Genomic DNA, 21,017 nt, shown 5'->3' with positions numbered 1-21,017 from the left:
CGGAGTTTTATATATGAGAAAAAACAGTATTAAAAATACACGTGTCAATGCAGAAGTCCAGCACGAGCTGTCTAATATAATCCGGGGTGAAATAAAAGATCCCAGGATTAATCCGCTGACTTCCGTGGTTGCCGTAGAAGTAGCACCGGATTTAAAAAGCTGTAAAGCGTATATCAGTGTTCTGGGTGATGAAAAATCCCAGGCAGATACGCTGGCAGGATTAAAAAGTGCAGAGGGTTATATCCGCAGGCAGCTTGCCAGAACGATTAATCTTCGTAATACGCCGGAGGTTCGCTTTATCTTAGACCAGTCAATTGAATACGGTGTGAATATGTCGAAACTTATTGACGATGTCAACAAAGATATCAAAGAGACAGAAAAGGATGATGAGAATGAATAACATAGCATCTGAACTGAATCATGTGAAAACGGTAGCTATCGCCGGCCACATCAGGCCGGACGGTGACTGCGTGGGTTCCAGCATGGGAATGTATCTCTATTTAAAGAAAAACTTCCCGCAACTTACAGATGTAGATGTGTATTTAGAAAAGATTCCTGACTCTTACCGCTTTCTTCAGGGAACAGATGAGATTCACCATACTTGTGATAAGGAAATGGAATATGATCTGTTCATTTCCCTGGACTGCGGAGATAAGGAGCGTTTGGGCGAAGCTGCAAAATATTTTGAAACAGCAAAACGCAGGATGTGCATTGACCACCATATCAGCAATTCAGGTTTTGCGGATGTGGATTATATTGTTCCGGAAGCAAGTTCCACTTCAGAACTGGTTTATGATGTGCTGGACAAAGATAAGATTACAAAAGAAATAGCAGAAGCACTCTATATGGGAATTGCACATGATACGGGAGTATTTCAGTATAGCTGTACTTCAGCGAAAACCATGCGGGCAGCTGCAGATCTGATGGAAAAAGGAATTGATTTTTCCGGTATTTTAGATGATACGTATTATAAAAAATCATATGTTCAGAATCAGATACTCGGAAGAGCGCTCTTAGAGAGCATTATGGTTCTGGACGGACAGTGCATTATCAGTGCTATCCATCAGAAAGATATGGTTTTTTATGGAGTGGAACCAAAAGATCTGGATGGTATCGTAAGCCAGCTTCGCAATACAAAAGGTGTTGAAGTGGCAATCTTTATCTATGAGACGGGCAGCCAGGAATTTAAGGTGAGTATGCGCTCTAATGGTATTGTAGATGTAAGTAAAATCGGTGCATATTTCGGTGGTGGCGGTCATGTACGTGCTGCAGGCTGTACGCTGCAGGGAACGATGCATGATGTGCTTAATAATTTAACAAAACATATAGAAAAGCAGCTGTTACAGGAGAAAGAATCGTGATTCATGGAATTATAAATGTTTACAAAGAGCAGGGGTTTACTTCTCATGATGTGGTAGCTAAGCTTCGCGGGATTCTAAAGCAGAAAAAAATCGGTCATACCGGTACATTGGATCCGGATGCCACGGGAGTTCTCCCTGTATGTCTGGGAAAAGGTACAAAACTTTGTGATATGCTCACAGACAGGGATAAGACCTATCAGGCGGTGTTGCTGCTTGGTACCGTTACAGATACACAGGATACCAGCGGAACCGTATTAGCTCAAAAAGAAGTAACTTCCACTGAGGAAGAAGTTCAGGAAGCGATACGAAGCTTTACCGGAGATTATGAACAGATCCCCCCCATGTACTCTGCATTAAAAGTAGATGGTAAAAAGCTGTATGAATTGGCTAGAGAAGGTAAAGTTATTGAACGCAAGGCAAGACTGGTTCATATTCATGAAATTAGGATAGATGAGGCTGCACTGCCGCGTGTCACCATGACTGTTTCCTGCTCAAAAGGAACTTACATACGTACTTTGTGTCATGATATTGGTGATAAACTTGGCTGTGGAGGCTGCATGGAAAGTCTGATTCGCACAAAAGCTGGTTCTTTTGTGATTGAGGACAGTATTACCCTGGGTCAGATAGAAGAATTGCGGGATAATGGAACCCTGATGGATCATATCACGCCAATTGATGAAATGTTTTTAGAGTATCCGAGGGTTGATATAAGAGAAGAGTTCCACAAATTATTATACAATGGCAATATGTTTTATGATAACCATACGGCAGGGCAGGTTCCTATGCAGGATGGACTCGTAAGAGTTTACGATGCCGGGGGACAATTTTTTGCTGTTTACGGTTACGAAAAAGCCGAAAAAAGATTTAAGCCGGTCAAGATATTTGCCGTTTAAGGTCACTGGAGGGACAAAAGAGTATGGAGTACATCGTAGGAACGACAGAATTTAGCTGTGAGGAAGCATGTGCAGTTACCTTAGGTAAATTTGACAGTTTACACAGGGGGCATCAGAGGTTAATACGGCGTGTCAGACAGCTTCAGCGAGAGGGATTGAAAGGTGTGGTATTCACTTTGAATTCCAACAGGTCTGAAGTATTGTTAACCGGAGAAGAACGCAGGTCACTTCTGGAAGACCAGGGACTTTCCTGCCTGATTGAGTGTCCCTTTGTGCCGGAAATATCACATATGGAGCCGGAAACATTTGTATCTGAGATCCTGGCAGGCCGCCTCCATGCAAAGTATCTGGTAGTAGGGACAGATTTTCATTTCGGATATCAACGAAAAGGAGATTTCAGGCTTCTGCAGGACCTGCAGACTAAATATGGATTTCAGGTCGAGGTGATTCATAAAAAGAAGTACGAAGGAAAAGATATCAGCAGTACATTTGTAAAAGAAGAATTAAAAAAAGGCAACATGGGAGTTGTAAATGAACTACTGGGACGGCCATATGGAATTATCGGAGAAGTACTCCATGGAAGGAAAATAGGCAGAACACTTGGAATGCCTACTACCAATCTGATCCCGGAGAAAGAAAAGTTATTGCCGCCTAACGGCGTATATGCATCTAAGACCGTAATTGATGGGAAAATGTATCCCGGCATTACCAATATCGGTTATAAGCCTACAGTCGGCGAATCATTTCGGGGTGTTGAGACGTATATTTTTGATTTTGACCAGGATCTTTATGGCAAGACGATTGAGATTCTGCTCTATACGTTTGAGCGCCCTGAAATGAAATTTGATTCCTTAGAAAAATTAAAAGAGTGCATGCACAGAGATATTGAGTTTGGAAAGGAATATTTTGGTGAGCAATAGATGTTAATTTTAAGCGGGGTATTCATTTTTATTGGAGTAGTTCTGGTGATTGGTACAGCTGCCTTCCGGTATTACTTTCAGGGGAAAGAAGATTATCAGGGACGTGCTGACGGTCAGGTTGTAGATCTGGTTATGGATAAACCGGACGACGAAGGCGAGAGAGCCGGAATACATCATTATTATTATCCGGTAATTGCATATTATGCTAATGGGCTGCTTTTTAAGGAGCGTTATGAAAAGGGAAGTAATCCAAGTGAATTCAGAATGAAACAGCAATTAAAGATATGTTATAATCTGGAAAAGCCATATCATTTTAAAATTCTGCAAAAAGATCCAAGATCATATCTGTTGACCGCTGTTTATTTATTAGGGTTTTTGTTCTGTATTGCAGGTGGAATAACCTTCCTTTTATTTGCAACGAGAGGTTGACGTAAGAATACAGATGTGATATACTATCGAAGTGTGTAAGGCCGTGCTTACAAGTAAGTTTACGTTCTCTTATACACGGCAATACAGCCGATATTCAGAATTTTGGACAACTCCGACCATGTTCTTAGTATCAGGCGATCAAATAATAAGGAGGAAATCAAAATGATTTCAAAGGAAAAGAAAACAGCAATTATTAACGAGTATGGCAGAAAAGCTGGAGATACAGGATCACCTGAAGTACAGATCGCTATCTTAACAGCAAGAATTCAGGAACTTACAGAGCATTTAAAAGAGCATCAGAAAGATCATCATTCAAGAAGAGGTCTTCTTAAAATGGTAGGTCAGAGACGTGGTTTACTTGCATATTTAAAGAAAACTGATATTGAAGGATACCGTACTTTGATTGCAAAATTAGGAATCAGAAAATAATTCGGACAAAGTTGGGGGCGGAGGAATCCGTCCCTTAAGTTTGTTTCGTAACCCGTAAACCGTTAACCAAATCATGTAGCATCACAGAAGCCGAGACCACTGAAAAGCTGATTTCAGTTAAGTCTGTTTTTCAGTTGTTTCGGAAAGTATGCTGCAGCAAATTAAAAGGAGACAAAATATGTTCAAAAGTTTTTCAATGGAACTGGCTGGAAGAACTCTTACCGTAGATGTAGGAAGAGTTGCAGCACAGGCAAATGGTGCAGCATTTATGCACTATGGTGAGACCACCGTATTATCAACAGCTACTGCTTCAGAAAAGCCGAGAGAAGGAATTGATTTCTTCCCTTTAAGTGTTGAATATGAAGAAAAATTATACGCTGTTGGAAAGATTCCGGGAGGATTTAATAAAAGAGAAGGAAAGGCATCTGAAAATGCAATCCTGACATCCCGTGTAATCGACAGACCAATGAGACCATTATTCCCAAAAGATTACCGTAATGATGTTACATTAAATAACCTGGTTATGTCAGTAGATCCTGATTGCAGCCCGGAATTAACAGCAATGCTTGGTTCCGCTATTGCAACTGCTATTTCTGACATTCCATTCGACGGACCTACTTCTACCACTCAGGTGGGGCTGGTAGACGGGGAACTGGTATTTAATCCAAATGCGGCTCAGAAAGCAGTATCTGATCTTCAGCTGACCGTTGCTTCTACCAAAGACAAAGTCATTATGATCGAAGCAGGTGCAAACGAAGTTACGGAAGCAAGAATGATTGAAGCTATTTTCGCTGCACATGAATTAAATCAGAAAGTAATCAAATTTATCGATACAATTGTTGCTGAATGCGGAAAAGAAAAGCATACTTACACAAGTTGTGCCGTTCCGGAAGAATTATTTGCAGCAATGAAGGAAATTGTAACGCCAGAGCAGATGGAAGAAGCTGTCTTCACAGATGACAAGCAGACAAGAGAAGGAAATATCCGTATTATTAAAGATAAATTAACGGAAAGCTTTGCTGAGAACGAAGAATGGCTTGCAGTATTAGATGAAGCCGTTTACCAGTATCAGAAAAAGACCGTTCGTAAAATGATCTTAAAAGACCACAAACGTCCGGATGGAAGAGCAATCAACCAAATCAGGGCATTAGCAGCAGAAACAGATTTAATTCCAAGAGTTCATGGTTCTGCAATGTTTACACGCGGACAAACTCAGATCTGTACCATTACCACACTGGCACCTTTATCGGAAGCGCAGAGAATCGATGGTTTAGACGAAGCTGAGACTTCTAAGAGATACATGCATCAGTACAATTTCCCAAGCTATTCCGTTGGGGAAACAAAACCATCCAGAGGACCGGGACGTCGTGAAATCGGACATGGAGCTCTTGCTGAACGTGCACTTATTCCGGTATTGCCATCAGCAGATGAATTCCCATATGCAATCAGAACCGTATCCGAGACTTTTGAATCGAATGGTTCTACTTCTCAGGCTAGTATCTGTGCATCCAGTATGTCCTTGATGGCAGCGGGTGTTCCAATTAAGAAAGCGGTAGCTGGTATTTCGGCAGGACTGGTAACAGGAGATACAGATGATGACTATCTTGTACTGACAGATATCCAGGGACTGGAAGATTTCTTTGGAGATATGGACTTTAAGGTAGCAGGTACCCAGGATGGTATCACAGCAATTCAGATGGATATTAAAATCCATGGCCTAACAAGACCAATTATTGAAGAAGCGATTGCAAGAACAAAAGAAGCAAGAACTTTTATCTTAGATGAAGTTATGAATAAGGAAATTGCAGAACCTCGCAGTGAAGTAGGCAAATTTGCACCAAAGATAGTGCAGATCAAAATTGATCCGGACAAAATTGGTGATGTAGTTGGTCAGAGAGGTAAAACAATTAATGCAATTATCGAACAGACCGGTGTAAAGATTGATATCACCGATGATGGTGCAGTATCTATCTGCGGTGTAGATAAAGACAGCATGGATAAAGCAATCGATATGATCAAAATCATCACAACTGATTTTGTGGCTGGACAGTTCTTTGTTGGAAAAGTAGTAAGTATCAAAGAATTTGGCGCATTTATCGAATTTGCTCCGGGCAAAGAAGGAATGGTTCACATTTCTAAAATTTCAAAAGAGAGAATTAACCGCGTAGAAGACGTTCTGACTCTTGGAGACATGGTTAAAGTAGTTTGCCTTGGCAAGGATAAAATGGGCAGAATCAGCTTCAGTATGAAAGATGTAGATAAAGAAAATAAAGAGAACAAAGAGCATAAAGAATATGCAGAAAAGAAAGCTGAGAAGCATTCAGAGCAGTAATTTTATTCTCTTATATAATTAAAAAGAAACAGTCAAATTTGAGCTTCCCCTTATGGGATATCAATTGGCTGTTTCTTTTTTATTTATTTTAGTCTACCATAGCGTACATCAGAAAATTTACCATAGAGTTTTGTATTTCCTTTGATTTTGCAGGCGCGTATCTTATAATAGTAGACTTTCTTTGGTTTTACTTTTTTATCTGTGTAACTGCAATTGTTTTTTATGGTTGCAATTCGGGTAAACCCTTTATTTTTATTGGCAGAGCGGTATAATTGATAAGAAGTGGTTCCGGTTTGCTTCTTCCATGTGATGTGCAGGGATTTACCGGATACACTGGATATTCTGGATATTTTCCCTTTAGACGGAACAACCTTTATCATACAGACTGCTTTTTTATTATTTTCCTGCTTTGATGTACAGGTTATTTTCGTAGTTCCAAAATTTTTTGCGGTTATCTTACCTGATTTTGAGACCGTGGCTATTTTTTTGTTCCTGGAAGTCCAGGATACTGATTTATTCGTTGCTGACAGGGGAACAACCACGGCCTGGAGCTGTTTTGTTTTTCCTTTTACCAGGGTAATGGTTTTTCCCTGTTTTATATTAACAGAAGAAACTGGAACATCTTTCCAGATCTTAAAGGAATAGTCTCCGGTATTGGTACGTTTATTCGTTCCCATGGTTATTTTTAGCAAATAAGTTTCCCCGGCATACAGGCTGCAGGTGAATGTCTTTGATTCCCCGTTCCCCGCGCTCTGCTGATAGAGCTGTTCTTCATAAGATGTGCAAAGATACACATTAGCTTTCTGGGAATCTAAAGCACTGGTTTCAATATTTTGGTTGGTAAAACTGATATGATAGGTTCCGTCTGAAGGAGCTTTAAACTGATACCAGTCAATATCTCCGTTGCCATCCAGGGAAGAGGTGTATTTTTGCCCAAGTGCAGCATTCGATGCCTGGCTTGAAATATCGCTGACAGTGTCGTAACGGCAGCTGATCTGTATGCTGTACTGCCCGGTATTTTTGGAGGGATTCATTCCCGGATTTACCGACACATAGTAGGTTGTATTTTTCTCTAATTTCAGATTGATATTACCCTGTTCATTTTCTTTCAGATGAATACGGCTGTTTTTGAGGTCAATCAGGTTTTCGGTACGAAGTACAAAATCGGGTTGGGATACCGCAAGTAATCCAGTAGAAATACTTAAATTTTTACAGGTGATTTTATAATATGCATCCTGGCTATTCGTAGTAAACTGGTACCATTTGCTGTGAGGTATTGTTCCTTCCAGGCGGTCCATATACCGGGTATTGTATTCTAACACAGCGGCAGATTTAGGACTGCTCCCGCCGTTGACCGGCTTCTCGGCGGCACATACCACCAGCCCCGTTGTATAAGCAAGACAGAAAGCCAGGGTAAAAAGCATCATCATTTTTTTAAATTTCTTCATTACAAATCCTCCCTTTATTTGATTTTTTATATTTACATTAAATGTGTATCTTCAAGCCGTTTTTCAAAGAATACATTTAGTCTGATCAGCGGTTTGCGTAAGATCAGACCGAGCATCAGGGCAAGAGGAACGTATACCAGAAGATGAAGCAGATCTTTGATGTAGCTGCTGCCATAGATTCCGGCTACCGTCTCTCTCATTGCATTGATGCCATAAGTAAATGGCAGGAAGGGATATACATTCTGGAAAAACCGGGGGGTCACTTCAATGGGGAAGGTTCCTCCGGCGCCGGCAATCTGAATAACAAGTAAAATGACGCACAGTGCTTTGCCAATATCTCCAAAAGAAACGGTCAGTGTGTAAATAATATTCGTATATACAAAGCTGGATAACAGCCCTGCGGCCACAAACAGCAGCGGATTCCTGCATTGTATCTCCAGGAAATACAAATCCCCCATACAGATAATAAACGCCTGTATCAGTCCCAATGTCATGAAAAGCAGATACCTTCCAAGATAACAGTGGGATGGGCGTAAATTCTTTAGTTTTTCATCTTCGTCTACCCGGACTTTCAATATGGCAACCAGAACAATGCCGCCAACCCAGATAGCTAAAGTAGTATAAAAAGGTGCCATTGCCGAACCATAATTTTCTATCGGATAAAAGGAAGTAGTTTCCAGCTGTACCGGAGATGACATAAAACTTCCCATAAGATCAGGGTCATTTTGTATAATCTCCATCAATTTCTGCAGCTTTTTATCTTTCCCCACAGAATTTAACTGTGAAATTATATTCTGTATTTTATCGTGTGTACTGCTGATCACATCTTTTGTGCTGGATAAAGCCTTTTGCCCTGAGGTCAGGGAAGAGCTCATGCCGTCAAAAATACCGTCCAGATTGCTGAGGCTGCCATTGGTGCTCTGCAATAGTCCGGAAAGGTCACTGCCAGTTTTGGTAATTTCATCCATCAGGTTATCAAGCATCGGCTGTACCGAATTTAAATAAGAGGTACGGATACCGGAAATGTCATCTTTACTGCCGGAAATTACCGAAGAAATGGAATTACGGGTTTCACTGCTGATGTCAGAAGCACTTTTTATACTTTCACTGGTAGCATTTATTTTATCAATAATAGACTGCTGGTTCTGACTGGATGTATTAAGTTTATCAATCAGATTGTTGATTTCATCTTTGGGTTCCGGCAGCTGGGCATTTAGGTCTGTCAGTATATTAATATTTTTCGTATTCATATCAATGATTGCCTGGGCAAGCTGGGTTGTCTGGGCAAGCTGCTGGGCAGCATCGGAGATATCATTATTAATATCACCGAAGGCCTGTGAGGCAGTATTTGAAATGGAATCGTAGATATCCTGCGCCGAATTCAATACGTTGCTGAATGACTGGTTTACACTGTTTAAAGAGGACTTAGAAGTATCCAGCACGGACTGGGAATCGTTAATTGTCTGCGTACCGTTTTCCAGTGTGGAACTGATATCCGGCAAGGTCAGTTTTGTTGTGGAAAGCAGCGTAGTCACACCGTCAATTGTTTCTGAAAAGGCATCAATCGTGGAACTGTACTGGCTCAGATCCGAATCCACAATCTGTAGTACGTTAATCAGACGGTCAATTAATGTATTGCTGTTTTCCTGTAAATCCCCCGTGGTAGTATTCAATATTCCTGCTATGGTTTCGGTAGCTACGCTGATAAAGGTACTGTTAACCTGCTGCTGAATAACGCCTACACCTTTATCCGTGATCTTGGGCGCAATAGCATTCTTTTTTTCGTTGATATAATATTGTATCTTCGGGCTTTCAATATTCGTTGACAGTATGCTGGATATTTTCCTGCTGAAATCCTTGGGTATAACTACAGCAGCATAGTATTTGCCGGATTTCACTCCGTCAACGGCAGATGCCGTATCTGTAAACTCCCAGCCGATCTGATCATTCGCTTTTAGATTATCGATAATCTGTGAACCTACATCCAGATTCATCGTATCCATTTTATATCCGCTATCTTCATTGGAAACGGCAACCTTGATGCCGGATGTGCTTCCATAGGGATCCCAGTTTGCTGCAATATTAAACCAGGCATATAATGCAGGAATAATACTGACTCCGATTACCACAATCATTGCCATTACATTTTTACTTAGACGTGATAAATCCCGAACATAAATTTTAAATATTTTTTTCATTTTAGCCTCCAATTATAATTTGCTGATATTTTTAAAATACGCTCTGCCGTCACCTTCCAGCTCGGGTTCCGGCTCACTCAGGTGGAGTTTTTGTTTATAACGATAATCAATGTATTCCACACAGATTAAATATCCGGAGGAAAGAATAATCGAAACAATCCAGGCAGTAAGAAAATTCAGTTTTGATTCCAGGCTAAACATAAGTATTAAAAAAACAGCCGGAATGATAAGAATAGCCAAAAATCCACACCGGATTAACATCGGATATTTTTCACGGAAGCGATTGTAAGAACCGATGAATTCCTGATGTGCCACTTCTTTATCAATATTTTCCCGGGCACCAAAATAGATCAGAGATTCCATCAATGCCTGTCTGGATGTCTTTCCCTCAAGAATCCGCTGCTCATAATCAGATTGTAAATACAGAAGCAAATTTTGCTTAGCGGCTTTCGTTTCTTTGGTATCAGGCATATCCAGAAATAATTCATCTAAAAAAAGATTAAAGTCTTCCATATAACGTCATTGCCTTTCTAAATAAGATAGGGATATTTTAGCACGAAAGAATCCACAATACAATACAAAAATGACCAATCGTCAGTTTTTGGTTTCGAAGTAAGATATGGCTTGTTTATATTTAGATATCTTAAAAGAGAAATAGTGAAATAGCACAATATTTTCCATGTAAATGGAATATTATTGTGAAAGATTGGAATAGCACACCAGGATAAAATTGAAATATTTGGGTATTTTCGTTTATTTTAGAAATCAGGTAATATAGAAGTGAAAAAGATGTGAATAATGAAGTGAGACGGCGCAGCAGATAATGGGAAGTGGCTGCTGCGCCCGGTTACAATAAACATGATTGGTTTAGTATTATACTTATGTATTATTATCCGTCAATTGAAGCAGGTATTCCACCGACTTATCAAAGAAAACTTTTTCTGCAGGCAGGGACGCATTCTTTTCTAAATGTATCGTGATATACATCTGATCCTCCAGAGTAACGATACCAAACAGGCGCTTTGCATTCGGAACAAGGGGCGGAAGAAAAATAAAATCGGAAATATGATAATCCCCATATTCCGCTGATATAGGAAGCTTTCCTAAATTTGTAACACTAATGCTTTTCGGATTATGATTGTAACCGAACATATTTTGAATTATGGCGGAAGTTTTGTTCTGATATCCTCCATAAGCAGAAAAATAGGCTGAGTCTATCAGGCCCGGTTCTAAACTATCCATAAATTTTAAAAGAAAGAATTTTTTGTTAGGGTTGTTCAGTTTCCGGTATATGAGCTGATGCACTGCCTGGGCATTCTTCCAAAAATCCTTTTTGGTGTCATACCGGTAGCGGATGGAGATACCGGTTGCATAATTTCCCATTCCGGTGAATTGTTCCGGGCGTATGCTTGCAGCTATTCCCACATCTGACAGTTCATTAGCTGATTTGATAAAAGCAGTGATTAAAATGCTGTTTATTGTAATCCCATATTTTTTTGACTGGCTTCTTAATGCTAGCAGCAGAGATGGCGGAATTGCTGAAGTATAGGCAATTGTTTCATGGCAGGACCAATATTTTCTAAACATGTTAAGATATTCGTCATAAGAAAAGGGGTTACCTGTTTTTCTCCATCTTCGGTTTAATAAGTTTACCATTAACTGCATAATGGGATTTAAACTGCAGTTTTTGAGGATCAGCTTACGATCCGGCAGCAGAAGTGGTTTATAAATCAGAGTTTCTGCAGCCAGGGCATTCATGATATCTTCTGCTAAATAAGCGATGGATAATCCGTCTCCTGCTAGATGATGTGCGATTATAAGCAGGCGGGTTCCATTCTTGTCCGGCAGAGCGAAAAAACGGATCAGCTCCCCGCCTGGCAAATCAAAAGGTATGGATGCTTGCTTCATTACGACATCCATCCAGTCGACTTCTAAAACTTGAAAAGTATAGATGCATCTTCCGGAATGTTCATAAAACACCTGACCGTTTTTTTTAAACCCCAGACGGCAGGAAAAAATCTCATTGTTTTGAACCGCTTTATCAATAGCTGATTTTAATGTGTCTATACAAAGGTTTTCCCGTATGCAAAAGGAAATAGCAATATTTATGTTTGGAGAGAATAAGTGGGTACGTTCTTTTCGAATTTCATTATTTTTCTTTTCCATATCATCTGCCCTTTCTTTTATGAGCTTGTTGAAATGTGTCAGCGGGGTTTTTATTTCAGCAGAAGCAAGCCTGGCTGTAACATATTGAGTTTATGCCTATATTATTTCATTCCATTGCCCTTTATAAAAGTCTTTAAATACTTCAATTAGCAAATCGCGGATTTCATCTTCCGGAAGATCTGTGGTATTTGTGGCTGCAATGGAAGCGATGCCATGTGTAAATATCCACATTTTAGTAAACACTTCGGCACCAACTGATGCAGGTACTCCTTCGGCAAGCTGATAAATACTATTCAATTGGAAACTATCTGACATGCACAGCAACTGAAAAAGATGTTTTTCTTTTTGCGCAAGCGCTACGTAATGCAAACCCATACTTAAAAAAAGTGGAGTATTGGGATCCAAAGAAGGGGTAAGCATTACTTCAGTAAAATAGTTTCTTGTTTTTTCGTATAATGCTTTTTTCAATTCATCCATATTTTTAAAAATATGAAAGATAGGCTGTGTAGAACATTGTAATTCCTTAGCAAGTAAGCGTGCAGTAATATTTTCATAACCCATGAGTCTGGTAAGGGAAAAAGCTTTTTCTACAATATCTGAGCGGGTAAGCTTTGATTTAGGGGGCATGATTTAGTTTTCTCCTTTTTGTATAATAACGTTGTTATATAACAATGTTATTGTATGGCGGTATTTATATTATGTCAAGAAGATGAATGGTGTTGCGAAAATTTATTTTATCAAAAACACGCTCTAGATAATTTTGCAAAAGATCCAATAAACTGAATATTTAAGTTGAAACTGCAAAAATAATATAAAAAGCACTTGACAACACCCACCAATTAGTATTAGAATGAAAAAAACAAAAAGCAAAACCGATGAGAAAGAGTAGTAAGCTTATCAACAAAATTCCAGAGAGCTGCAGGTGGTGTGATTGCAGTATTGAGTGATTTGCCGAATGGACTTTCGAGGGCAGTCTGAAATAGAGATAGTGGAGTGATCCGGTATTAAAAGAGTAGGCACTGTCGGGAACCGAACCCGTTATCAATCAGGAGTGTATGATAGTACATGCGAAAGTGGACATTATGTTAATTTGAGTGGTACCGCGATAATAATACGATATTATTACCGTCTCAAGCGAAGGCTTGGGGCGGTTTTTTAGTGTATTTATAAATATCACAAAGAAATCAGATTAACGTTCCCATTAGTTTTGTGATTGTTTGATACTATTAATCAAAATTAATGAAAATAAGGAGAATTTATTATGAAAAAGAAAATTTTAGTTACAATTTTAAGCGTGGCAATGGCAGCAGCAATAACAACAGGATGCGGTTCTGCCGGCACAGATTCCACATCAACAGGTGGAGCTAATAAAACGGAAACGGGATCAGGAAGCAAGGAAACCACGGATGCAGGAACGGATGCAGACAGTGCCAAAATGGCTGACAGTGGTGCAGCAGAGACGGTTTCGGGTGATTTAGTGGAGGGTTCCTTTAAAATTGGAATTGCTCAATTTGCACAGCATGGTTCCCTTGAGAACTGCCGTGAAGGATTTTTAGAAGGCCTTGCAGAAGAAGGATTTGTAGAGGGCAAAAACCTCGAGGTGGATTATCAGAATGCAGAAGCAGATATGGGAAATGCTAATACCATCGCACAGGGGTTTGTAGCAAATAAAGTAGATCTGATGTGCGCGATTGCCACACCTAGTGCCCAGGCATGCTATAATGCGGCAATGAAAACTGATATTCCTACCATTTATACTGCCGTTACGGATCCGGTTGCAGCAGAGCTAGCCAAAGAGGACCAGATGCCATCCGGAAACGTAACAGGTACCAGTGATAAACTTCCTGTGGAAGCACAGCTGAAAATGATTCGTGAAATGCTTCCCGAAGCGAAAACCATCGGTATTTTATATACAACCAGTGAAGTAAATTCAGAAAGCAGTATCAAAGAATATGAATCCTTAGTAGAAAAATACGGCTTTACCCTGGAAACAGCCGGAGTAGCAACAATCGCCGATGTTCCGTCTGCAGCGGATACATTATTAGCGAAGGTAGACTGCCTGAACAATTTGACAGATAATACCGTTGTAAGCGCACTTCCTACTATATTAGATAAGGCATCTAAGAAAAACATCCCGGTATTCGGAAGTGAGATAGAGCAGGTAAAAATTGGCTGTATGGCATCGGAAGGAATTGAATATATTGAACTTGGTAAACAGACCGGAAGAATGGCTGCGAAAGTGTTAAAAGGCGAAGCAAAAGCTGATGATATGAAATTTGAAACAATTACAGAAAGCAGTCTGTACCTGAATACCAAAGTAGCAGAGAATCTTGGAATTACAATCAGTGATGATACAAAAGGAAGAGCAGTAGAAACTTTCACAGAAATTACAGCACAATAGAAGATAATCAAAAATCGTAGGATAACAGAGGTAAAGATATGTCCATACTAATAGGTGTTTTAGAACAGGGAATCATATATGCCATCATGACCTTAGGCATTTACATTACTTACAAAATATTAGATTTTCCGGATTTGACAGTAGACGGAAGTTTTCCATTGGGGGCGGCGGTAACAGTTACTCTGATGGTGAATGGGGTAAATCCTTATCTGACCCTTCCCATCGCATTTGCAGCCGGAGCACTGGCTGGTATGCTTACGGGCATCATTCATGTAAAATTTAAAGTCCGCGATCTGTTATCGGGAATCATCATGATGACTGCATTATATACCATTAACCTTAAAATTGCAGGCAAAGCAAATGTTCCGATCTTTAGTATGGACAATATGTTTGATAATTCATTCTTAACGAAAATTGTACCGGAATTCCTGGTACCTTATCAGACTTTAATCATTATTGTAATTGTGGCATTGGTGGTAAAGCTTTTATTAGATGCCTATATGAAGACGAAATCCGGTTTTTTACTCCGCGCAGCAGGTGATAATCATGCATTGGTGACAGTCCTGGCAAAAGACAGCGGAAAAGTTAAGATTCTGGGTCTGGCTATCGCTAATGGTCTTGTGGCACTTAGCGGTTGTGTTTATACACAGTGGCAGAGGGTATTTGACATTTCAATCGGTACCGGCACCATGGTGATTGGTCTTGCCAGCGTTATCATCGGAGTAAATCTCTGTAAATTTATCCCGAAAGTGAATAATACAACGGCTGTCATTGTAGGAGCAATTTTATACAGGGCGTGTGTGGCAATTGCAATGCAGCTTGGTTTTGGGGCAAATGACATGAAATTAATCACGGCGGTACTGTTTTTTGTAATATTAGTGATCAGTATGGACAGGAAGAAGAAGGTGAAGGCACATGCTTGAATTAAAGAATATTAATAAATATTATAATCCCGGTACGATCAATGAAATGTGTCTTTTTGAAAATTTTAATTTTGAGGTGAAACAGGGAGAATTTGTATCCGTTGTCGGCAGCAACGGTTCCGGTAAAACCTCCATGCTGAACATTATCTGCGGCAGCATAGATATTGATTCGGGCAGCATACTGATGAATGGGAAAGATATCACCAGTGCAAGGGATTTTAAACGGCATCAGCGCATTGGCCGGGTTTTTCAAAATCCGTCTATGGGTACCTGCCCAACTATGACGATTCTTGAAAATATGTCACTGGCTGACAACAAAGGAAAAAAGTACAACTTGAAGCCAGGCATCAATAAAAAAAGAATTGATCATTACAGAGATAGTCTGCGCCTGCTGAATCTGGGGCTGGAAGATAAACTGGATGTGAAGGTAGGAGCTCTTTCCGGGGGACAGCGCCAGGCTATGGCACTTTTAATGTCTACCATGACACCTATCGAATTCTTAATCCTGGATGAACATACCGCTGCACTGGATCCCAAGACGGCTGAGATTATTATGGAATTAACAGGGAAGCTTGTAAAAGAAAAAAATCTCACAACAATCATGGTAACGCACAATCTGAGATACGCAGTAGAGTATGGCAACCGTCTGATTATGATGCATCAGGGAAATGTAATTCTTGATAAAAAAGGGAATGCAAAAGAAACAACAGAAGTAGAAGAGATCCTGGATTTGTTTAATGAGATCAGTATCGAATGTGGAAATTAAAAATTTACCGGAGAAATGTGCGGATACCAGGAAGCGCTTTGTTCTCCGGTTTTCTTGCTATTTAAATTATATTTTTTAATCAGAAATCAATCCGTCCGAATCCAAACAAGGGATTTAAGTCTTGACGTCAGGGAATGAAAATGGTAAGATAATCACTGGCGTAAAAACACGATATGGTGTGCAATTATAAAATTTTTACTAAATATTGTTACTGAAAGGACGATAGACGTGAGGTATCATAATATTACAAAAGACGATATGCTAAATGGAGACGGACTGCGGGTAGTACTTTGGGTATCCGGATGTTCCCATTGCTGTAAGGATTGTCACAATCCGATAACCTGGGATCCAAATGGCGGTGTAACTTTTGACGAAAGTGCTAAGGAAGAATTATTTGCTGAATTAGAGAAGACTTACATATCCGGTATCACTTTCAGTGGTGGAGATCCATTGCATTCAAAAAATAAAAAAGACGTAGAAGAGCTGGCAAAAGAAATACGGAATAAATTTCCTTTAAAAACAATCTGGCTCTATACGGGATCGGCCTGGGAGAGTATCAGAGATTCCTCTATAATGAAATATCTGGATGTTCTGGTTGATGGAGAATTTGATTGTGATAAGAAATCGAAACAGCTGCATTGGAGAGGCAGTTCTAACCAACGGGTAATTGATGTTCAAAAATCACTGAAACTGGGTAAAACTGTTCTGCACTGCGAATAGTCAGCAGCATATTTACATAACAATAGGAACACAGTATAGGAGAATTAAATGCAGAGAATAGCGAAATTTCATAAAGTAAGTTATAAGCAGTTTGAGGAAGGGTACAAAGATGGATTTCCGTCAGCATCTGAGTCAGAAGTCAAACGCATATATGAAGAAATTAAACTACCAAAGAGAGCAACCACAGGTTCTGCCGGATATGATTTCTACAGTCCCTTTACATTTACACTGAATCCCGGTCAGACAATCAAAATTCCAACCGGTATCCGTGTAGAAATGAACGCAGACTGGGTATTAAAATGTTATCCCAGAAGCGGATTGGGATTTAAATTCCGTCTTCAGCTTAATAATACAGTAGGAATTATAGATAGTGACTACTTTTATTCAGACAATGAAGGCCATATATTTTCGAAAATAACCAATGACAGCAATGAGGGAAAGGCAATTACGGTAGATGCCGGAACTGGTTTTATGCAGGGGATTTTCGTAGAATATGGGATAACAGTAGACGATGATGCAACCGAGCTCAGAAATGGCGGATTTGGAAGCACAACAAAATAAAAAGAATATCCGTTTTTATTGATGCCTTTCCATAACGGGAAGTATCAATGAAAACAGGATATTCTTTTTCTATCTATTAAAATAAGATTACAGCAGCCGATAGAAGGAACTTTGCTTAACTGTACATCTCCTGAAGTTCGGCTGCTTCAAATTTATGTAGTAAATCTCCTGAGGAAAAATCTTTTTCTATGTATTGCATTAACTGCCTTACCTTGCTATTTACCATAGAATCATCTTCCAATTGCCAAAAATGTCTGATCAGTCCTTCAAGAAATTTGAAAAGAACCAGTTTCCGTGATGAAATGGATCGAATGTGTCTCATAGAATAGATGATAAGGTCTAAATAAACACTTTCTCCTGTAGAGCACTCCCCATCGATAGAGAGAATACCATTTATTGTAAATATTACAGTAACTGCAGTGAGTGAATTGAGATCAATTTCTTCTTTTTCCAATTGTTCAGCAACTATCATCAAAGCATAACTATACCAGATAGCTTCATCTCGTGTTAAAGACTCAGTCGCGGAAAAACATATTTTATCCTTTATGTTATCCGGAATGATTGGTTTGTAAAATGGAATACAATGACTAATTCGCAAGTGTAAAGCCCCCTTTCTAAATTATATTAATTATACACCATTATTTGGAATGAGGTCTTAAGAATAGCTTAAGTTAAGCTATAGAAGTTTTGAATATCATTGGATATATATATGATGAGTTGGTAATATGGAGACAACGGGATTCGAACCCGCGGCCTCTCACATGCGAAGCGAACGCTCTCCCAGCTGAGCTATGTCCCCATAACCTTATTATAGTACTTAAATTAAAATATTCAAGAAGAAATATGCTTTGTTACAAGTTCTTTTCATTGAAAGCCGGATTTCTTTATGTTAGACTATGAATACTGAATCACATATCCGGACTTTAATATTTGAATCACGAAAAAGAGAGAAGGTAAACTATGAAGCTAAAAAAGAGTTATAAGGAAATCATCATAGATACTATATTTGACATCATCGGTTCTTTTGCGCTGGCGATTGGTATATATTATTTTGCTGAAAAGGCCAATATTGCGCCGGGAGGTGTATCCGGCATTGCAATTCTCATAAAATACCTCTGGGGACTTCCAATCGGAACCATGACGCTGGTTATTAATATTCCCATCATCTATCTGGCATTTCGGTATCTGGGTAAGAAATTTACATTTAAAACCCTTCGTACTCTGATTATCAGCAGTTTAATTCTGGATTTTTTAGTAACACCATATTTCCCACAGTATGCAGGCGACCGCATGCTGGGTGCCATCTTTGGCGGAGTTTGCATGGGATTCGGACTGGGTGTTATTTTTTACAGAGGATCTACCACTGCAGGTACTGATATTATATCCTGTCTGATTGAAAGAAAATTTCCTCATGTGCAGATCGGCAGCGCCCTGATGCTGGTGGACTGCATTATACTTGGCCTCTCCATCATTGTATTTGGAAATATTGAATCCGGCTTATTTGGAATGGTAGCTCTGTTTTGTCAGACAAAAGTGATTGATGGAATGATCTATGGTCTGGATAAGGGAAGACAGGTAGTGATTATGTCAGATAAAAATGAAGCTATTGCAGGCAGAGTAATTGAAGAGTTGGAGAGAAGTGCGACCTTTATTAAAGGACAAGGTGCATACAGCCAGAAAGATTCCCTGGTTTTGCTGTGTGTGGTACGTATTCAAGAATATCACCAGTTGAAAACCATAGTATATAATGAAGATCCAAACGCTTTTATGATTGTAACGGAAGCAGACCAGGTGCTGGGAGAAGGGTTCAAACCGATTACAAAGCAAAGATAGCGAGAAATATAAATATGCTTAAAAGGAGTTTGTTTACATATTATGATTGATAAAAAAGATATCGTCAATTTAAATTTTTTAAAAAAAGAAGCCTGTACCGGAAGTTACCAGGGCATGAGATATAAAATTGAGCTCGTTGGAAAAGTTCTTATAGTATCAATCTGGGCGGGGCCTTATTGCTCGGATGTTACTCCGGATGAGAAAAAGCAGTTTAAAGAATTCGAAGCAAGTGATCAAAGTCTGGATCAGGTAGTGGACTGGTTAAATGAAGAGTACAAAAACCAGGAAGAAACCTGGAAACAAGTAACCTATTAATAATGTCTATGGAGAAAAGAAAATTGAAAACACCAATATTAGAAACCGAAAGACTTCTACTGAGATCTTTTTCCATGGACGATGCACAAGCTGTATTCCAGGGATGGGAAAATGATCCGGATGTTGCAAAATATATGTTTTGGACAAGCCATAATGAAATCAAAAAAACGATAGAATGGCTGATCTTTGAAACCGGGAAAGAGGATGCGGATGACTGGTATCGCTGGGCATTTGTGAGAAAAGACACTGGTGAACTAATAGGAACCGGATTGATCTATTTAGAAGAAGAATACAATAAATACGAAATCAGTTATAACCTTAGTAAAAAAGCCTGGGGAAATGGATACACAACAGAAGCAATGAAAGAAATTATCCGGTTTGCAGCAGAAGAATTAAACATTAAAGAAATTGTAGGAAGACATGCAATAGAAAACCCGGCTTCTAAGAATGTAATGACTAAGCTGGGATTTCAATTTGTAAAAAATATCCCATATGAGTGCAATGGTGGTACAAAAACCTACGAAGGGAAAGAGTATATATGGAAAAGACAGTAATATTTGATTGGGACGGAACAGTTGCAGACACAGAAACCTTAATACTCCAATCCTGGATTGAAGTTGGCGAAAAACATGGTTTAGGTGATTTGCGAGACATATGCTATCGCTGTATTGGCACTACAAATCTTGCAACGCGCAAAATATTTTGTGATAAATATGGTGCGGATTTCCCCTATGACGAATACAACAAAGAGATGCTGATTAACTTTAATAACAAATTAAATAAAGATGGTATACCGCTCAAAAAAGGGTTGTTAGAGCTGTTACAATTTCTAAAAGAAAATAACTGTAATATCGCAGTTGCTTCATCTACAAAAATTGAAATTTTAGAGGATGAAGCAAAAATGGCAGGCATCCGGGATTATTTCCAGGTGATAGCCGGTGGAGATATGGTTCAAAAAAGCAAACCGGAACCTGACATTTTCCTGAAAGCCTGCGAAATGCTGCAAGTGAGTGCAGAAGATTGCTATGTACTGGAGGACTCCTTAAACGGAATGCGTGCAGCCCATCGTGCGGGTATGAAACCTATCATGGTTCCTGATCTGATTAAGCCAAATGACGAAATGATAAAAATAAGTTTAAAAATATTCCCTTCCCTGATCCAAGTACGGGAATATTTCCAGGAAGCGTGGAGTGTGTAGACAGATTTGAAAAAGTTATTCAATCCGGCATAAGTTATAGAAAGTTGGGGAATTAATTTCGTCAATCCGGTATGAAATCCATAATTTAAAAATATAAATAGATCATCAGGATCGTTAGGGATAA

The 21,017-nt window shown here is 39.3% G+C and carries 22 protein-coding genes, 1 tRNA gene and 1 other annotated feature; of the genes, 16 read left to right on the top strand and 7 right to left on the bottom strand.

Going from position 1 to position 21,017, the window contains the following annotated elements:
- The first annotated feature begins 13 nt into the window (after nucleotides 1–13).
- The 7 genes from rbfA to CD03_RS33550 all read left to right on the top strand — a co-directional run bounded on the left by rbfA (nucleotide 14) and on the right by CD03_RS33550 (nucleotide 6,364).
- Entirely contained in the window at nucleotides 14–400 is a 387-nt protein-coding gene (rbfA, locus tag CD03_RS0114330; protein WP_027294245.1) for a 30S ribosome-binding factor RbfA, read from the top strand.
- Entirely contained in the window at nucleotides 393–1,361 is a 969-nt protein-coding gene (locus tag CD03_RS0114325; RefSeq protein WP_027294244.1) for a DHH family phosphoesterase, read from the top strand. Before rbfA ends, CD03_RS0114325 begins: the two co-directional genes overlap by 8 nt.
- Nucleotides 1,358–2,254: a tRNA pseudouridine(55) synthase TruB gene (truB, locus tag CD03_RS0114320; protein WP_027294243.1), complete on the top strand. Its 897-nt coding sequence runs from the start codon at nucleotides 1,358–1,360 to the stop codon at nucleotides 2,252–2,254. The genes CD03_RS0114325 and truB overlap by 4 nt, the downstream gene beginning before the upstream one ends.
- Before the next feature lie 23 nt (nucleotides 2,255–2,277).
- Nucleotides 2,278–3,174: a bifunctional riboflavin kinase/FAD synthetase gene (locus tag CD03_RS0114315; RefSeq protein WP_027294242.1), complete on the top strand. Its 897-nt coding sequence runs from the start codon at nucleotides 2,278–2,280 to the stop codon at nucleotides 3,172–3,174.
- Nucleotides 3,175–3,603 (top strand): DUF3592 domain-containing protein, encoded by a 429-nt coding sequence (locus CD03_RS0114310; RefSeq protein ID WP_027294241.1) that lies wholly within the window; start codon nucleotides 3,175–3,177, stop codon nucleotides 3,601–3,603. It abuts the gene before it with no gap.
- 162 nt (nucleotides 3,604–3,765) lie between these two features.
- The gene (rpsO, locus tag CD03_RS0114305) at nucleotides 3,766–4,032 is read left to right on the top strand and encodes a 30S ribosomal protein S15 (RefSeq protein WP_027294240.1); all 267 of its coding nucleotides are present in this window, start codon (nucleotides 3,766–3,768) and stop codon (nucleotides 4,030–4,032) included.
- A gap of 178 nt (nucleotides 4,033–4,210) precedes the next feature.
- On the top strand, nucleotides 4,211–6,364 hold the full coding sequence (locus tag CD03_RS33550) for a polyribonucleotide nucleotidyltransferase (protein WP_044289387.1): 2,154 nt from the start codon (nucleotides 4,211–4,213) through the stop codon (nucleotides 6,362–6,364).
- 83 nt (nucleotides 6,365–6,447) lie between these two features.
- On the opposite strand, the gene CD03_RS36100 is transcribed toward CD03_RS33550, so the two are convergent.
- From CD03_RS36100 to CD03_RS0114275, 5 genes are all read right to left on the bottom strand, one after another.
- Nucleotides 6,448–7,812 carry an Ig-like domain-containing protein gene (locus CD03_RS36100; RefSeq protein WP_052377805.1) on the bottom strand — a complete coding sequence of 455 codons (1,365 nt, stop codon included), beginning with the start codon at nucleotides 7,810–7,812 and terminating at the stop codon, nucleotides 6,448–6,450.
- A 32-nt stretch (nucleotides 7,813–7,844) separates the two neighbouring features.
- The gene (locus CD03_RS0114290; RefSeq protein ID WP_027294239.1) at nucleotides 7,845–10,010 is read right to left on the bottom strand and encodes a YhgE/Pip domain-containing protein; all 2,166 of its coding nucleotides are present in this window, start codon (nucleotides 10,008–10,010) and stop codon (nucleotides 7,845–7,847) included.
- Nucleotides 10,011–10,022: 12 nt separating this feature from the next.
- Complete coding sequence (locus tag CD03_RS0114285) at nucleotides 10,023–10,523, bottom strand: hypothetical protein (protein WP_027294238.1); 501 nt, start codon at nucleotides 10,521–10,523, stop codon at nucleotides 10,023–10,025.
- Between the two features lie 366 nt (nucleotides 10,524–10,889).
- Nucleotides 10,890–12,176: a condensation domain-containing protein gene (locus CD03_RS0114280; RefSeq protein WP_027294237.1), complete on the bottom strand. Its 1,287-nt coding sequence runs from the start codon at nucleotides 12,174–12,176 to the stop codon at nucleotides 10,890–10,892.
- A gap of 96 nt (nucleotides 12,177–12,272) precedes the next feature.
- Nucleotides 12,273–12,803 carry a TetR/AcrR family transcriptional regulator gene (locus CD03_RS0114275; protein WP_027294236.1) on the bottom strand — a complete coding sequence of 177 codons (531 nt, stop codon included), beginning with the start codon at nucleotides 12,801–12,803 and terminating at the stop codon, nucleotides 12,273–12,275.
- Nucleotides 12,804–13,042: 239 nt separating this feature from the next.
- Nucleotides 13,043–13,312 (top strand) — a binding site (T-box leader).
- 125 nt (nucleotides 13,313–13,437) lie between these two features.
- On the opposite strand from CD03_RS0114275, the gene CD03_RS0114270 reads away from it, so the two are divergent.
- From CD03_RS0114270 to CD03_RS0114250, 5 genes are all read left to right on the top strand, one after another.
- Nucleotides 13,438–14,577 (top strand): ABC transporter substrate-binding protein, encoded by a 1,140-nt coding sequence (locus CD03_RS0114270; RefSeq protein ID WP_027294235.1) that lies wholly within the window; start codon nucleotides 13,438–13,440, stop codon nucleotides 14,575–14,577.
- A gap of 38 nt (nucleotides 14,578–14,615) precedes the next feature.
- Nucleotides 14,616–15,500, top strand: coding sequence for an ABC transporter permease (locus CD03_RS0114265; protein ID WP_027294234.1), 885 nt, complete (start codon nucleotides 14,616–14,618; stop codon nucleotides 15,498–15,500).
- Complete coding sequence (locus CD03_RS0114260; RefSeq protein ID WP_027294233.1) at nucleotides 15,493–16,266, top strand: ABC transporter ATP-binding protein; 774 nt, start codon at nucleotides 15,493–15,495, stop codon at nucleotides 16,264–16,266. Before CD03_RS0114265 ends, CD03_RS0114260 begins: the two co-directional genes overlap by 8 nt.
- A 228-nt stretch (nucleotides 16,267–16,494) precedes the next feature.
- Nucleotides 16,495–16,986 carry an anaerobic ribonucleoside-triphosphate reductase activating protein gene (gene nrdG, locus CD03_RS0114255; RefSeq protein WP_027294232.1) on the top strand — a complete coding sequence of 164 codons (492 nt, stop codon included), beginning with the start codon at nucleotides 16,495–16,497 and terminating at the stop codon, nucleotides 16,984–16,986.
- A gap of 48 nt (nucleotides 16,987–17,034) precedes the next feature.
- A complete protein-coding gene (locus CD03_RS0114250) occupies nucleotides 17,035–17,547 on the top strand; it encodes a deoxyuridine 5'-triphosphate nucleotidohydrolase (protein ID WP_027294231.1) in 513 nt (170 codons plus the stop codon).
- 115 nt (nucleotides 17,548–17,662) lie between these two features.
- Here the strand turns inward: CD03_RS0114250 and CD03_RS0114245 are convergent, their stop codons facing one another.
- Together CD03_RS0114245 and CD03_RS0114240 are read right to left on the bottom strand one after the other, a co-directional pair.
- Nucleotides 17,663–18,145: a hypothetical protein gene (locus CD03_RS0114245; RefSeq protein WP_027294230.1), complete on the bottom strand. Its 483-nt coding sequence runs from the start codon at nucleotides 18,143–18,145 to the stop codon at nucleotides 17,663–17,665.
- 128 nt (nucleotides 18,146–18,273) lie between these two features.
- Nucleotides 18,274–18,346 (bottom strand) — tRNA-Ala (locus tag CD03_RS0114240).
- Between the two features lie 161 nt (nucleotides 18,347–18,507).
- Between CD03_RS0114240 and CD03_RS0114235 the strand changes: the two genes are divergently transcribed.
- Genes CD03_RS0114235 through CD03_RS0114220 form a run of 4 tightly spaced genes read left to right on the top strand, consistent with a single transcriptional unit; the run spans nucleotide 18,508 to nucleotide 20,893 of the window.
- On the top strand, nucleotides 18,508–19,380 hold the full coding sequence (locus CD03_RS0114235; protein ID WP_027294229.1) for a YitT family protein: 873 nt from the start codon (nucleotides 18,508–18,510) through the stop codon (nucleotides 19,378–19,380).
- A gap of 42 nt (nucleotides 19,381–19,422) precedes the next feature.
- The gene (locus tag CD03_RS0114230; protein ID WP_027294228.1) at nucleotides 19,423–19,695 is read left to right on the top strand and encodes a hypothetical protein; all 273 of its coding nucleotides are present in this window, start codon (nucleotides 19,423–19,425) and stop codon (nucleotides 19,693–19,695) included.
- Nucleotides 19,696–19,703: 8 nt separating this feature from the next.
- Nucleotides 19,704–20,249 (top strand): GNAT family N-acetyltransferase, encoded by a 546-nt coding sequence (locus CD03_RS33540; RefSeq protein WP_242849093.1) that lies wholly within the window; start codon nucleotides 19,704–19,706, stop codon nucleotides 20,247–20,249.
- The gene (locus CD03_RS0114220) at nucleotides 20,234–20,893 is read left to right on the top strand and encodes an HAD family hydrolase (RefSeq protein WP_027294227.1); all 660 of its coding nucleotides are present in this window, start codon (nucleotides 20,234–20,236) and stop codon (nucleotides 20,891–20,893) included. Before CD03_RS33540 ends, CD03_RS0114220 begins: the two co-directional genes overlap by 16 nt.
- The last annotated feature ends 124 nt before the right edge of the window (nucleotides 20,894–21,017 follow it).

This window comes from Robinsoniella sp. KNHs210, assembly GCF_000686105.1.
Taxonomy (GTDB): Bacteria; Bacillota; Clostridia; order Lachnospirales; family Lachnospiraceae; genus Robinsoniella; species Robinsoniella peoriensis.
This window is presented reverse-complemented; position numbering and strand designations above follow the sequence as displayed.

What these genes read in the sequence shown, in the direction of transcription:
- CD03_RS0114235 (WP_027294229.1), top strand. Translation starts at nt 18,508, where the DNA reads ATGAAGCTAAAAAAGAGTTATAAGGAAATCATCATAGATACTATATTT.
- CD03_RS0114285 (WP_027294238.1), bottom strand. Translation starts at nt 10,523, where the DNA reads ATGGAAGACTTTAATCTTTTTTTAGATGAATTATTTCTGGATATGCCT.
- CD03_RS0114280 (WP_027294237.1), bottom strand. Translation starts at nt 12,176, where the DNA reads ATGGAAAAGAAAAATAATGAAATTCGAAAAGAACGTACCCACTTATTC.
- CD03_RS0114290 (WP_027294239.1), bottom strand. Translation starts at nt 10,010, where the DNA reads ATGAAAAAAATATTTAAAATTTATGTTCGGGATTTATCACGTCTAAGT.
- CD03_RS0114275 (WP_027294236.1), bottom strand. Translation starts at nt 12,803, where the DNA reads ATGCCCCCTAAATCAAAGCTTACCCGCTCAGATATTGTAGAAAAAGCT.
- CD03_RS0114310 (WP_027294241.1), top strand. Translation starts at nt 3,175, where the DNA reads ATGTTAATTTTAAGCGGGGTATTCATTTTTATTGGAGTAGTTCTGGTG.
- CD03_RS0114220 (WP_027294227.1), top strand. Translation starts at nt 20,234, where the DNA reads ATGGAAAAGACAGTAATATTTGATTGGGACGGAACAGTTGCAGACACA.
- CD03_RS0114315 (WP_027294242.1), top strand. Translation starts at nt 2,278, where the DNA reads ATGGAGTACATCGTAGGAACGACAGAATTTAGCTGTGAGGAAGCATGT.
- CD03_RS0114325 (WP_027294244.1), top strand. Translation starts at nt 393, where the DNA reads ATGAATAACATAGCATCTGAACTGAATCATGTGAAAACGGTAGCTATC.
- CD03_RS0114270 (WP_027294235.1), top strand. Translation starts at nt 13,438, where the DNA reads ATGAAAAAGAAAATTTTAGTTACAATTTTAAGCGTGGCAATGGCAGCA.
- CD03_RS0114250 (WP_027294231.1), top strand. Translation starts at nt 17,035, where the DNA reads ATGCAGAGAATAGCGAAATTTCATAAAGTAAGTTATAAGCAGTTTGAG.
- CD03_RS0114230 (WP_027294228.1), top strand. Translation starts at nt 19,423, where the DNA reads ATGATTGATAAAAAAGATATCGTCAATTTAAATTTTTTAAAAAAAGAA.
- CD03_RS33550 (WP_044289387.1), top strand. Translation starts at nt 4,211, where the DNA reads ATGTTCAAAAGTTTTTCAATGGAACTGGCTGGAAGAACTCTTACCGTA.
- rpsO (WP_027294240.1), top strand. Translation starts at nt 3,766, where the DNA reads ATGATTTCAAAGGAAAAGAAAACAGCAATTATTAACGAGTATGGCAGA.
- CD03_RS0114260 (WP_027294233.1), top strand. Translation starts at nt 15,493, where the DNA reads ATGCTTGAATTAAAGAATATTAATAAATATTATAATCCCGGTACGATC.
- rbfA (WP_027294245.1), top strand. Translation starts at nt 14, where the DNA reads ATGAGAAAAAACAGTATTAAAAATACACGTGTCAATGCAGAAGTCCAG.
- CD03_RS0114265 (WP_027294234.1), top strand. Translation starts at nt 14,616, where the DNA reads ATGTCCATACTAATAGGTGTTTTAGAACAGGGAATCATATATGCCATC.
- CD03_RS36100 (WP_052377805.1), bottom strand. Translation starts at nt 7,812, where the DNA reads ATGAAGAAATTTAAAAAAATGATGATGCTTTTTACCCTGGCTTTCTGT.
- CD03_RS33540 (WP_242849093.1), top strand. Translation starts at nt 19,704, where the DNA reads ATGGAGAAAAGAAAATTGAAAACACCAATATTAGAAACCGAAAGACTT.